The organism is Actinoplanes italicus (assembly GCF_003001815.1).
Taxonomy (GTDB): domain Bacteria; phylum Actinomycetota; class Actinomycetes; order Mycobacteriales; family Micromonosporaceae; genus Actinoplanes; species Actinoplanes italicus.
In genome coordinates, this window is the sequence record NZ_PVMZ01000019.1 from 60,343 (window position 1) to 72,720 (window position 12,378).

A 12,378-nucleotide genomic window follows, 5' to 3' on the forward strand; every position below is an offset into this window, starting at 1 on the left:
GACGGTCGGAGGACCGGCTGTCAGTAGGAGAGGCCGCCCGTCTCGCCGAGGATGGCGGTCCCATGGCCGCCCAGCCAGCCCTCGGCGGCGGCCGCGTGCTGACTGAAGGTGTGCATGTCGCGGAACCGGCGCTGAATCGGGGAGGAGTCGCGGGCGGCCTGGCCACCGGCCGTGCGGTAGCAGGTGTCGACCACGGACAGGGCGGCGTCGGTGACCCAGGTCAAGGTCGCCGACACCCGTGGGCCGATCGCGGGGAGGCCCGCCGGGTTGCTCGAACACAGCGTCCACACTTCGTCGGCGGTGGTCGCCAGGAGGGCCCGCGCCGCGCGGAGGGTGAGGTCGGAGCGGCCCAGGCCGACCTGGAAGAGTTGGCTGTCGGCGAGCCTCGACCGGGCGTACAACCGATGTTTGCCCTCGCCCGCAAGGGTGACCGTGGCGTCGAGGGCGCCCTGCGCGATGCCGGTGGCGACCGCCCCGAGGTGCAGTACGAAGTGCATGAGCGGCGCGGTGAAGCCGGGCCCGGGGATCGACGGGACGCCGGCGAACAGGTCGAAGGTGTGCTCGGCTGGCACCTGCACGCCGCGGATCTCGACATCGTGTGAACCCGTGCCGAGCAAACCCAGCACACGCCAGGTGTCGACGACCCGTGCCTGTGACGCCGGGACCAGAACCGACCGGAGAGGCGGCGGCCCGTCGGTGGAACCCGCCGGGGGAGGCGGCGGGACGACGCAGTTACCGAAGATCCAGTCGGCGTGGGTGCTGCCACTGCCGAACGCCCACCGGCCGTCCACGAGGTAGCCGTCGCCGGCCGGAACGGCTGTGCCCTGGGGGCTGAAACCGCCGGCGACGATCACATCCGGACCGGCGGCATACATCTTGTCGAACGTCTCGCGGGCGAGGAAGGCGAGTAGCTGGGGCGTCTCCGAGCCGATCATCACGGTCCAGCCGACGGCCGGGTCGGCGGTGGCCAGGGTCTCCAGAACGGTCATCCCCGTACGGAGGTCGGCCTCGTGGCCGCCGTGCGAACGAGGCACGAACATCCGGAAGAAGCCGGCCTCCTTGAGCTCGGCGACCAGGTCAGCCGGCAACTGGCGGGCCTCGTCGAGCTCGGCGGCGCGGGCCCGCAGCGACGGTGTGAGGGCCTCGGCTCGGCTGATCAGATCCGGCATCGTCTTCTCCTGGCGGGTCGGCGGATTCCTGTGCATTCATCACAGTGGACCGATGTCCCTGATCGCCAGGGACACGGTGTCCCGAAAACCCGGGACATGCTGTCCCTGGTCGCCGGGACACCGGCATCGTGCCCTCATGCCGGCGGAAGTGCGGCGACGAAGGCGGCGACGGCCGGATGGGCCGCGGCACCCTGCCGGAAGGCGACCCGGGTCCGGCGGCGGGTGGGCAGCGGGAGCAGGCGTACGCCCGCCGGGAGCTGGTCGGCGGCGAGCTGGGGCACCAGCGCGACGCCCTGACCGGCGGCGACCAGAGCCAGTACGGTGCCGAAGTCGTCCACCCGGTGCCGGGCTCGCGGTGTGAAACCCGCCGACCCGCAGAGCCGTACGGCGGCGGTGTGACACAGAGTCCCCGGGGACGCCAGGATCCAGCCGGCCTCGCTGAGGTCCCGCAGGTTCCGAAGGCCGGTGGCCTGCAGGGGAACGGCCAGGTGGACCGCCTCGTCGAGCAGCGGCACGCTGTCCAGGCCGGGATCGGTGTCCGTGGGGACCACGTCGTAGTCCTGGACCAGGCCCACGTCGAGTCGCCGGTCGAGCAGGGCGGCGGGGACGTCCGTGGGGTCGAGTTCGGTCAGGAGCAGGTCGAGGGCGGCGTGTCGTTCACCCAGGGTCACGAGCGCGGGGGCGAGCAGCGTGCGGATCGCACTGGGGAAGGCGCCGATGCGCAGCTCGCCGGAGAGCCCCGTGCGGGCGGCGGCCAGCGCGGCATCGGTGCGTTCGAGGGCGGCCAGCACCGTTTCGCCGTGCTGGACCAGGAGCCGGCCGGCGGCGGTGAGCACGACGCGGCGGCCGGTGCGTTCCAGCAGCGGCACACCGGCCTCGCGTTCCAGGGCGGACAGCTGCTGGGACACGGCCGACGGGGTGTACGTGTGCGCGGCCGCGACGGCGGCGATCGTTCCGAGGCGGGACAGGTCGCACAGGAGGCGGAGACGGCGCACATCGAGCATAAGTGGAGCTTACGTTTTGCCTCAGTAATGTGAACTGGACCTGATGCTCGTTGGCGAAGAGGCTGGTCGCATGAGTCTGAACGGGATCTTCGTACCGCTGATCACCCCATTCGCCGCCGACGGCGCCGTGGCACTCGACGCGTTGGAGCGCCTGGCGCACGAGGTGCTGGCCGATGGCGCCACCGGCCTGGTGGCGCTGGGGACCACCGGTGAGCCGTCGTCGCTGACCGCCGCCGAGCAGGATGCCGTCGTCGAGGTCATCGGGCGCGTCAGCCGGGAGCGTGGTACGCCGTTGCTGGTCGGGGCCAGGGCGGATCTGGCGGCCCGGCCGGGGGTGACGGCGGCGCTGGCCCTGGTGCCGCCGTTCGTGCGGCCGGGTGAGGACGGTGTCGTCGCGCATTTCGCGGCGCTGGCCGGGCACACGCCGGTCGTGGTCTACCACGTGCCCTACCGGACGGGGCAGGATCTGTCGGTCGCGGCGATCCGGCGGCTGGCGGGGCTCGCGGGGGTCATCGGGATGAAGTACGCCATCGGGGCTGTCGACGCCGGGACTGTCGAGCTGCTCGCCGGTCTGCCGGACGGGTTCGCGTTGCTCGGTGGCGACGACGCGGTGATCTGGCCGTTGCTGGCGCTCGGGGCACACGGTGGCATCCTCGCCTCGGCGCATCTGGAGACGCGTTCCTTCGCGGACCTGGCGCAGGCGTACCGGGATGGCGACGTCGGGCGCGGGCGGTACCTCGGTGGCCGGCTCGCGGCGCTTTCCCGGGGGCTGTTCGCGGCTCCGAACCCGGCGGTCATCAAGGCGGTGCTGTACGAGCAGGGCCGCATCCCGACCCCGTCCGTGCGTCTTCCCCTGCTGCCGGCCCGGCGCGAACTCGTGACGGCGGTTCGCGGCGAACGAGGGACGGCGGTTCGCGGCGAACGAGGTACAGCGGTTCGCGGCGATCGAGGGACGGCGGTTCGCGGCGAACGAGGGACGGCGGTTCGCGGCGAACGAGGTACAGCGGTTCGCGGCGAACGAGGGACGGCGGCGATCAGCTGAGGGCGGGGGTGATGGCCGCGGCGCGGTCGGTCACCACGGTGAGGAAGGCGGTGAGGGCGGGGGAGGGCGGCGCGTCGCGGGTGACGGTGAACAGGCGGCGGCCCAGGTCGGCTTCGGCGACACGGCGGTAGGCCAGGGCCGGGTTGGGCGGAGGCAGGTTCAGCAGTGGCAGGAGGGCTACGGCTGCCGCGTACTGGACCAGGGCCAGCTGTACGTCGGCGTCGTTGGAGTGGTGTCGTACGTCGGGTTCGTAGCCGCCGAAGGAACGGCACGTGCCGACGATCATGGCGTGGTGGCCGGTCGTCTCGTCGGAGGAGACCCACACCTCGTCGCGGAGGTCGGACACGGCGACCGGTGCTCCGGAGGCGGCCAGCGGATGGCCGGCCGGCAGCACGATGAGCAGCTGTTCCGACAGGAGCGGGGCGAACCGCATGCCGGGCGGGCGGGGACGGGGGTGACCGTCGTACTCGTCGCTGATCACCAGGTCCACCGAGCCCAGGCGGAGGCCGGGCAGCGCCTGTTCGAGTTCGAGTTCGGACACCTCCATCCGGACCAGCGGGTGCTCGGCCGTCATCCGGGTGAGCGACGGGACCAGCAGGTGGCGGGTCGCGGACTGGACCCCGCCGGCGCGGACCGTGCCTCTGACCGCGCCGCTGAGGGCCGCCAGATCGGTGGTCGCCGCCTCGGCCGCGGTGAGCAGCACCCGGGCATGCTGCGCCAGCAGCCGTCCGGCGTCTGTCAGCCGCACGCCGCGCCCGGCCTTCTCGAGCAGGGGTGTGCCGACCTCCTTCTCCAGGACGGTCAGCTGCTGGGAGACGGCGGACGGGCTGTAGCCGAGTGCGGTGGCCACCGCACCGAGGGTGCCGCGTTCCTCGAATTCGCGGAGGAACCGCAGGCGGCGCAGATCGAGCACGACCATGCATAAATCCTAACCATTCAGGTCTACAAACCATCACTGGACCTGATGAGACAAATTGTCGATGCTTCCGTCATGGGTCCGCTTCTCTGTCTGCTCTCGGCCGTCTGCTTCGGCGCGATGAGCATCTTCGGCAAGTTCGCGTACGACGCCGGAGTCTCCCCGTCCGCCCTGCTCCTGGTGCGGTTCACGCTCGCCGCCGTCGTGCTCGCGGGCCTGCTGTCGCTGCGTCCGGCGCCGCGTCCGGCCGGGCGGTCGGTGGCCATCGCGCTGGGGCTGGGGGCGGTGGGCTTCGCCACACAGGCAACCCTGTACTTCGAGGCGCTGAGCGTCATGGACGCGTCGCTGCTGTCGCTGATCCTCTACACGTACCCGCTGATGGTGACCGCCGGGGCGGTTCTGCTGGGACGCGACCGGATGACCCGCGGGCGGGCGATCGCGCTGGCCGTCGCCACGACCGGAACCGTGCTGGTGCTCGCCGGGGCCGGCGGTGGGGCGGTCAGCCCGTTCGGTGTGGCGCTCGGATTCGGGTCGGCGCTGACGTACACGGTCTACATCCTGGTCTCGGACCGGATCGTGCAGGGTATGCCGCCGCTGCTGCTGGCGACCCTGGTGATGACCGGGGCGGCGGTGGCCCTGAGCGGGAAGGCGCTGGCGACCGGCGGTGCCGATCTCGGGTTCTCGCCGGCCGGCTGGTTCTGGGTGGCCTGCATCGCGATCATCTCGACGGTGCTGGCGACGCTGCTGTTCTTCTCCGGGCTGCGGGGCACCGGCCCGTCGACGGCGGCGATCCTGTCCACGGTGGAGCCGTTTTTCACCGCCGCACTTGCCGCGGTGATGCTCGGCGAGTTCCTGTCCCCGGTCCAGCTTGCGGGGGGCCTGCTGCTGCTCGCCTCGGTCGTCGTGGTTCAGATGCGGCCGAAGCGGGTCCATGAGCCGGTTCCGGTCGCTTGACCCGTGCCCGTACGGGGCGGAATCGATGGTCGTTTTCATTTACGCTGGCCGCTCCCTGCGCGTCGAAGGAGCACACTTGCGGTTCACCACCCTCGGGCGGCTCGCCGTCACGGCCCTCATCACCCTGGTGACGCTCGCCGCCCCGGCCGCCGCCCACGCGGCCGAGCCCGACCCCGTCCTCGACAAGGCGGTGTTCAACGATCCGGCCGGCACGAAAGCCGAGCAGAACGCGATCTTCAAGCAGGTCGCCCGGCTGATCGACCGGATTCCGGCCGGCGGCGAGCTGCGGATGTCGATGTACCACCTGAACCCGCCGGTCACCGCGAACACCGCCGACGCCCCGGACATCGTCGAGCGGCTGAAGCGGGCACACGAGCGCCGCGTCGCCGTGAAGATCGTCGTCGACCAGGCGTCGAACGGGTTCGCCGCGGTCACGGACCTGCGGAACGTGCTCGGCACCGACGACACCCGGGAGTCGTTCATCGTCTCGTGCGACGACTACTACAAGGTGCCGCGCGGCTGCATCGGCACGCGCAGTTACGCCTGGCCGAGTCCGGGCGGCACCGTCCCGGCGTACAACCACAACAAGTTCATCGCGATCTCGCAGCTGACGCTGGACACCGGGAGGGTCGTCCCCGGCGTCGTCTTCCAGGCGTCGGCGAACATGACGCCGTGGGACGCCGAGGAGGGCTACAACAACTCGCTGACGCTGGAGGACCCCGCGCTCTACGGGGTGTACCTGAAGTACCACAAGGACCTGGTCAGCGCCCGGCACAGCGCGATCGGCAACCCGAATTACTACACCGACAGCGGTAACGCCAGCGCACACCGGGCGTTCTTCTTCCCGCGCCAGGAGGCGAGCGGGGAGGCGTTCACCGGCGGGACGACGGATCCGTTCGTCAACACCCTGAAGGCAGTCGCCTGCTCGTACGAGGAGGCGGGGGTGAAACGCCAGACCGACGTGCGGGTCATGATGCTCGACTTCAACCGCTGGCCGGTCGCCCAGGAGCTGCTCAGGCTGCGCAAGGCGGGCTGCTGGGTCGACGTCGTCGCCACCAACATCAGCGACGGGGTGAAAGATGCTCTGACCGACGGCACCACGAAGGTCCAGACCACCCGGTGCAACTGGAAACTGGCCCAGGATCTCGACATCCGGGTGCACCACAAGTACATGCTGATCGACGGCCCGGTATCCGGGAACAGCACTCCGCGGACCTACACCGGCAGCCACAACCTGTCCTGGTCCGCGCTGCGGCAGGCCGACGAGGCGCTGCTCCGGGTAGCCGGACGGGCCACCCACACCGACTATCTGAACAACTTCTGGTCGGTACGGGACACCTGCCGTGCCAAGACGCCGGGCGGCGCGATCTACTGACCGGCGGCGAGCGCCCGTAACGCCGACAGCGAGGGCGCGAACAGATAGGCGCCGCCGCGGGGGATGACGTAGTCGGCGAACGTCGACACCTCACCGGCAAGCATCCGGGCGCGGCGCGGGGAGCCGGTCCGCGCCCGGCCGATCAGCAGGTCGACACCGTTGTCGATGCCCTGCCGGGGCCGCTCAGGGTTGTTCGCCCACCGCTGGGCGAGCAGCTCGAACTGGTTGACCAGGTCGGTCTGATAGCAGAGGAACAGCAGGCCGCGCTCCTCGTCCTCCGCAGCGCCGTAGGTGATGCCGCGCCGCAGGATCGCGAAGGTGAGCGTCGCTGACGGCGCTCCCTTGTCGGTCTCCTGGTCGCGCGGGTTGACCTTGCGGATGTGGGCGGCGAGCGGACACCGCAGCCCGTCCGGGTCGGCGCCGGCGCCGCTCGGCCCGCCCGGGATCTCCGGTACGGCCGTGTCGTACCCGAAGTGATTGAGCGCCGCCCCGGCCGAGGCGCCGGAGCGCACCAGCGGCCGCCCGTCCGGCCACCGCCCGACCATCTCGGCCCGCAACCGTTGCGGGTCGACGCCCAGCCCGGCGGCCATCCGCTCGGTGTCGGCCCGGAACCCGGGAACGTCCTGCTCGAGCTTGCGATAGACGAGCAGCGACCCGTTGCGAGCCAGGTCGGGCACCCGCCGGGCGGGCGCGGACCGCACCGGGTCTGTCTCGCTCTGCCGGGGTAGTCCGAACAGGAACTGCCCCGGCCAGACCAGCACGTCGCCGGGGCCCGCGTAAGCGCGGTGGTCCGGCATCGGCGGCATCGGGGCCCGCTCCACCAGCGGTGTGCCGCCGGCGTCGACGACCCCGCGCAGAACCGGCTGGGAGATGCCGTCGCGGAACCCGAAGTGCTCGACGTCGCCGGGCAGCCGCCGGGCCGGCTGGTCGTGGACCGGTTCGCAGCCGGCCAGCGCCGCCGCGGCGCTGATCTCCCCGGCGGCCGTGGCCAGGCGTTCCGGGTCCTCCCCGGCCGTCACGACCAGGATGTCGATCTCCTTGCCGGGCCCGCCGACCGTCCAGTCACGAGATGGTGGGTCACGCAGGTAGCTGCGCCGGGCCATCCCCACCGTGAACGCCTCGTCGATCGTGGCCAGGTCGTCGTGCCCGAGAACCCGCAGCGTGCGCGCCGACAGGGCGACCGCTGTCGCGGGCCGTCCGCTGAGCCGGGACCGGTCGGCACGTCCGCGCCGGACCGCCCGTCGTACCGCCCGGTCGGCCAGCCCGCGTCGTGCCGGGGTGACCCGTCCGGCCAACTCGGCGAGCAGTGTCCGGGCCGCGGCCGCCGGATCGTCGCCCGGCAGCCGCCAGCCCAGCAGCCGCTGATGAACGTGACCGAATCCGGGTAGCAGATGCGCCTGGATGTCGTCGAGTTCGAGCAGCGGTTCGGTCACTGGGTCATGCCCGCCCGCCGTACGGCACGGTTCGCTGCGGCGCCGGCCGGTGGAACCGCGGTGGCCTGCTCGAAGGCGCTGTGCCAGCCCTCCGGGCACTCGGAGCCGATCGACACCAGCCGCAGCACGTCCGGGTTGTCGTCGGCCGCGCAGCACCGCTGATCGCACGGGATCGGCGGCGGCGCACCGAGCCCCTGATCGGCGGCCGCACCGAACAGCGACATGGTCAGCACCTCGGCCAACTGCCCGCCGCGCTCCAGCGGAAGGCCGTTGACCAGCACCTCCTCCAGACCGAACGTGGCACCCGGCGGTGGCGCGAACTCGGCGCGCACGGTCAGCCCACCGGTGCCGCGGACCGGCCGCCACCACGATGAGACGTCCTCGCCGTCCGGCCCGGACACCGCCGCGTCGTCGAACGAGGTGATGTAGAGCCCGATCGGGTCGCGCAGCGTCACCGACAGTCCCTGCCGGACCAGGTCGTTGACGTCGGTGACGATGGTCGGGTCGCTCGACCGGTTCGGATCACCGAGCCCGGCGCAGCAGACGAACCGCCCGGCGTCGGTCACCGGCGACCCGTCCGCCCCGGCTCGCGGCACGCTCGCCGCGGCGGCCAGGGACACCTCACCGTGCAGGCTGTTCTCCGGATGGGTCAGATGCGCCAGCCCGGCCACGGTGTTCCATTTGTTGTACGGGTTGTACGCGCCCTTCTTCCGGAACAGCCGCAACGGATCACCGGGCTCGCGACGGTACGCGATGTCCGTACCGAAGAAGAGGTCTTTCTTTCGCACCCCGGGCCCGACGAGTTCGCGGTAGAGGCGCAGCAGCAGCACCCGATCGCCGTCGACCCGGGACTCCTCCGGCACGCCCGGCTCGTCGAACGCCGCCGTGCCGTCGGCCAGGAAACGCCAGTACTCGTGCCCCTCCGAGGTGAACACGATGCGTGCCATCCGCCCGGTGCCCGGATCGCGTTCGACGAACCATTCGCAGTACTCGTCCTGGGGGCGGTACCGGAGCACGATCTCCTCGGCCTTCCCGTCGCGGACCGCGTAGAACGTCACCCCGTAGTAGTCGCCGAGGCTGCGGAACTCGTCGGCCGCGCGCCGGGCGCCGGCCGGATCGCCGGGGTGCCTGACCTTCACCGGCCGAGGGAAGGCGTCCCAGCTGATCCGGCGCTCGGCCAGCGGCCCGGTGATCCGCAGCGGGTTGACGAACCGCACGTCACCGGCACCGCCCACCTGCCCCGCGGTGCGTTCGACCATCCGGTCGAACCAGGCCGACAGCAGTGCCGACCAGCCCGCCAGCCGTCCCGGGTCGAGATCGCGCACCCCACCCGGCGTGTCGAGCGTGTCCATCGTGGAATTCAACCACGGTTGCGGAACCGTGTGGCCATGGTTGACACCGAGGCCCTCCTGGCCGCCTACGACGCACAGATGCGCCTGCCGACCGGCGCCGTCCCGACCGGTCTGACTCATGAGTACGACGGCCCGGTCCTGCGGATCGTCGGCGGGCACGTGGGGCGTATCCGGGCGCCGCGCGACGTCGGTGTCACCGGCGCCGAGCTCGACCGCCTGATCGCCCGCCAGCGGGACTACTTCCGGGCCCGTGGCGAGGGCGTCGAGTGGAAGCTCCGGGCCCACGACCTGCCGGCGGATCTTCCCGAGCGCCTGGTCGCGGCCGGGTTCGTGCCGCAGGAGCCGTCGACGGTGCTGCTCGGTATTGCCGCGGAGGCGGCTGCCGAACCGGTCCTGCCCGACGGTGTCGTTCTGCGGCGGATCACCGGGACCGGGGACCTGCGCCGCTTCGCCGGCCTGCAGACCGAGGTGTTCGGGGTCGACTGCTCCTGGGTCGCGGACGACCTCGCCGCCCGGGTGTCGGCTGATCCCGATCAGACCGTCGTCCTGGTCGCCGAGGCCGGTGACCGGATCGTCTGTGGCGCCCTCGTGGATCACTGCCCGGGCACCGACTTCGCCGCGCTGCTCGGCGGCGCGACACTGCCGGACTGGCGGGGACGCGGTCTCTACCGTGCCTTGATCGCCGCCCGGGCCAGGGAGGCCGTCGCCCGTGGCTTCCGCCTGCTGCACGTCGACGCCTCCCCGGCCAGCGCGCCCATCCTGCGCCGGTGCGGCTTCCACGCGATCGCCACCTCGACGCACTACGAATGGACGCCCGTCAGGTGAGGGCCGGATCGGCGGCGATGCGCAGCGCCTCGACCAGGCGGCGGTAGAGGTCGTCGGTGGCGTACAGCTCGGCGTGGGTGCCCTGGGCCCGGACCCGGCCGTCCTCCAGGACCACGATGCGGTCGGCGTCCAGAACCGTGGACAGGCGGTGGGCGATCGTCACCACGGCGCCGTTCGCGGCGCGCTCACGGATGCAGTCCTGCACGGCTGCCTCGGTCAGGCCGTCGACCTGGGCGGTCGCCTCGTCCAGCAGCAGCACGTCGGGGGTGCGCAGCAGGGCCCGGGCCAGCGCGATCCGCTGCCGCTGACCACCGGACACGTCGGTGGCAGTGAGGGCGGTGTCGAGGGCCTCCAGACGTACGGCGGTCAGCGCGCCGCGTACCTCATCGGAAGTCGCGTCGGGATGGGTGAACCGGAGGTTGTCCGCGATGGTGCCCGGCAGGACCGGCGTTTCCTGCTCGACGTAGGCGAGCCGTCCCCGGATCTCGTCGTGCGTCCACTCCGGATAGGGCCGCCCGTCGAGCAGGATCCGGCCGCCGGTGGGTTCGAGGAAGCGCAGCAGCAGCGAGAACAGTGTGGTCTTGCCGGCGCCGGACGGTCCGACGATGGCGGTGTGCCCGCGTCGCGCGATCTCCAGGTCGATGCCGTTCACCGCGGGTGCGAGGTCGGGGCCGTAGCGGGCGGTGACGTCGCGCAGGACCAGCACCGGGCCGTCGCCGCTCGTCGGGCCCGGCGATTCGACCGCCGCCGACGGCTCCTGGCCGATGCTGTCGAGCTCGTTGATGCGGCCGGCCGCGGCGATACCGGACTGCAGAGCCGTCAGGTTCTGGGTGAGCTCCTGGATCGGGCCCATCAGCTGGAAGACGTAGAGCAGGAACGCCACCAGCGTCGACACCTCGAGCAGTCCCTGGCCTGCGCGCCAGGCGCCGATGGCGAGGATGAGCATCACCGACAGCTGGACGCCGGACCACGAGATGGTCCACACGGTCGCCGACACCTTGGCGGCTCGCACGCTGTGCGCGGCGGCGTCCCGGGCGTTTCCGATGATCCTCTCGCTCTGCCGGGCCTCGGCACGGCTTGCCTTGACGGTACGGATGGCGCGTAACGATCCCTCGAGGTTGGCTCCGAGCCGCCCCACCGACTCCTGTGCCGCCGTCTGCGCGACGCCGATCCGCGGCAGCAGCCAGCCCATCAGCGCGCCGACCACGACGACCGAGCCGAGGGTGCACGCGAGCAGGACCAGATCAAGGACCCCCATGAGTACGAGCGTCCCGACCAGCCCGATGCCGGCGTTGATCAGGCCGACGAGGCTCCCGGACGCGGCGTGCAGCAGCTCGGTGTCGGAGGTGACGCGGGTGACGAGCTCGCCGGTGGGGCGGCGCTGCAGGTCGAGGACGCGGGCCCGGAAGTAGCGCCTGATGATGGAGGTGCGGGCGTCGAGCACGATCTGCTCGGCGAGGGTGCCCATCAGGATCCACTGCCACAGCCCGATGGCGGCGCCGATGACGACGAGAACGGCCAGGACACTGACCGGTCCGGCCAGGTCGACACCGTCGGAGAAACTGTCGAGGACCCACTTGGTGACCATCGGGGTGGCCAGCCCGGCGGCGTTGGCGGCGAGACCGAGGGCCAGGCCGATCAGCATGGTGCGGCGGTGGGGACGGAACACGGTGAGCAGAGTTCGCAGGCGCGTGGAATCCGGCATACCCGTAATGGAACACCGCTGTTCCAAATTGGGCAAGTGTTATTCTGCTCGACGTGACGACCGTCCCCACCGGCAGCCGGGCCCGCACCCGGCAGGCGATCCTCGACGCCGCCGTCGAAGTGCTGGCCCGCAACCCGTCGGCCTCCCTCGGTGACGTCGCCGTCGCCGCCGACGTGGGACGCACCACGCTGCACCGCTACTTTGCCGAGCGCAGCGACCTGATCACCGCCCTGCACGCGCTCGCCGACGAACGCCTCGAGCGGGCCACCGCCCGCGCCCGGATCGACGAGGGCCCCGCGGTGGCCGCGCTCCAGCGGCTCTGCCGGGAGTATTTCGACCTCGGTGACGTGCTGTCGCTGCTCTTCCGCGACCAGGTGAACTGCGACGAGGAGACGACCGTCTGCGACGAGGGCTTCGAGGAGTTGGTCCGGCGTGGCCACACCGACGGCAGCATCGACCCGGAGTTGCCCGCACTCTGGATCCAGAGCCTGCTCTGGTCACAGCTCTACGCCGGCTGGAGCTACCTGGCCGAGCACGGCGTCTCGCGCCACGAGGTACTACGTCTGGTGACGCGCAGCATCGGCGGTGCGGTCCGCCCCTGAC

At 71.6% G+C, this 12,378-nt stretch carries 11 protein-coding genes; 5 read left to right on the forward strand and 6 right to left on the reverse strand.

Annotated elements, in window-relative coordinates; all coding sequences use genetic code 11:
• Nucleotides 1-20: 20 nt before the first annotated feature.
• Both CLV67_RS36330 and CLV67_RS36335 read right to left on the reverse strand, forming a co-directional pair.
• Nucleotides 21-1,205: an acyl-CoA dehydrogenase family protein gene (locus tag CLV67_RS36330; protein ID WP_239166660.1), complete on the reverse strand. Its 1,185-nt coding sequence runs from the start codon at nucleotides 1,203-1,205 to the stop codon at nucleotides 21-23.
• Nucleotides 1,206-1,303: 98 nt separating this feature from the next.
• Nucleotides 1,304-2,173 carry a LysR family transcriptional regulator gene (locus tag CLV67_RS36335; protein ID WP_106326787.1) on the reverse strand — a complete coding sequence of 290 codons (870 nt, stop codon included), beginning with the start codon at nucleotides 2,171-2,173 and terminating at the stop codon, nucleotides 1,304-1,306.
• Nucleotides 2,174-2,243: 70 nt separating this feature from the next.
• On the opposite strand from CLV67_RS36335, the gene CLV67_RS36340 reads away from it, so the two are divergent.
• Entirely contained in the window at nucleotides 2,244-3,215 is a 972-nt protein-coding gene (locus tag CLV67_RS36340; protein WP_106326789.1) for a dihydrodipicolinate synthase family protein, read from the forward strand.
• Here the strand turns inward: CLV67_RS36340 and CLV67_RS36345 are convergent.
• Entirely contained in the window at nucleotides 3,208-4,134 is a 927-nt protein-coding gene (locus CLV67_RS36345; RefSeq protein WP_106326791.1) for a LysR family transcriptional regulator, read from the reverse strand. The two genes, CLV67_RS36340 and CLV67_RS36345, sit on opposite strands and share 8 nt — an antisense overlap.
• 72 nt (nucleotides 4,135-4,206) lie before the next feature.
• Here CLV67_RS36345 and CLV67_RS36350 point away from each other — a divergent pair, with 72 nt between their 5' ends.
• Both CLV67_RS36350 and CLV67_RS36355 read left to right on the forward strand, forming a co-directional pair.
• The gene (locus CLV67_RS36350) at nucleotides 4,207-5,085 is read left to right on the forward strand and encodes a DMT family transporter (RefSeq protein ID WP_106326793.1); all 879 of its coding nucleotides are present in this window, start codon (nucleotides 4,207-4,209) and stop codon (nucleotides 5,083-5,085) included.
• A 76-nt stretch (nucleotides 5,086-5,161) separates the two neighbouring features.
• Nucleotides 5,162-6,460 (forward strand): phospholipase D-like domain-containing protein, encoded by a 1,299-nt coding sequence (locus CLV67_RS36355; protein WP_239166661.1) that lies wholly within the window; start codon nucleotides 5,162-5,164, stop codon nucleotides 6,458-6,460.
• Here the strand turns inward: CLV67_RS36355 and CLV67_RS36360 are convergent.
• Nucleotides 6,454-7,893: a Dyp-type peroxidase gene (locus CLV67_RS36360; RefSeq protein WP_106326795.1), complete on the reverse strand. Its 1,440-nt coding sequence runs from the start codon at nucleotides 7,891-7,893 to the stop codon at nucleotides 6,454-6,456. The two genes, CLV67_RS36355 and CLV67_RS36360, sit on opposite strands and share 7 nt — an antisense overlap.
• Nucleotides 7,890-9,245: a hypothetical protein gene (locus tag CLV67_RS36365; protein WP_106326797.1), complete on the reverse strand. Its 1,356-nt coding sequence runs from the start codon at nucleotides 9,243-9,245 to the stop codon at nucleotides 7,890-7,892. Before CLV67_RS36365 ends, CLV67_RS36360 begins: the two co-directional genes overlap by 4 nt.
• Before the next feature lie 36 nt (nucleotides 9,246-9,281).
• Between CLV67_RS36365 and CLV67_RS36370 the strand changes: the two genes are divergently transcribed.
• Complete coding sequence (locus CLV67_RS36370) at nucleotides 9,282-10,070, forward strand: GNAT family N-acetyltransferase (RefSeq protein WP_106326799.1); 789 nt, start codon at nucleotides 9,282-9,284, stop codon at nucleotides 10,068-10,070.
• Here the strand turns inward: CLV67_RS36370 and CLV67_RS36375 are convergent.
• Nucleotides 10,063-11,775: an ABC transporter ATP-binding protein gene (locus tag CLV67_RS36375; RefSeq protein ID WP_239166662.1), complete on the reverse strand. Its 1,713-nt coding sequence runs from the start codon at nucleotides 11,773-11,775 to the stop codon at nucleotides 10,063-10,065. The two genes, CLV67_RS36370 and CLV67_RS36375, sit on opposite strands and share 8 nt — an antisense overlap.
• A gap of 53 nt (nucleotides 11,776-11,828) precedes the next feature.
• Here CLV67_RS36375 and CLV67_RS36380 point away from each other — a divergent pair, with 53 nt between their 5' ends.
• On the forward strand, nucleotides 11,829-12,377 hold the full coding sequence (locus tag CLV67_RS36380) for a TetR/AcrR family transcriptional regulator (RefSeq protein WP_106326801.1): 549 nt from the start codon (nucleotides 11,829-11,831) through the stop codon (nucleotides 12,375-12,377).
• Nucleotide 12,378 lies beyond the last annotated feature (1 nt).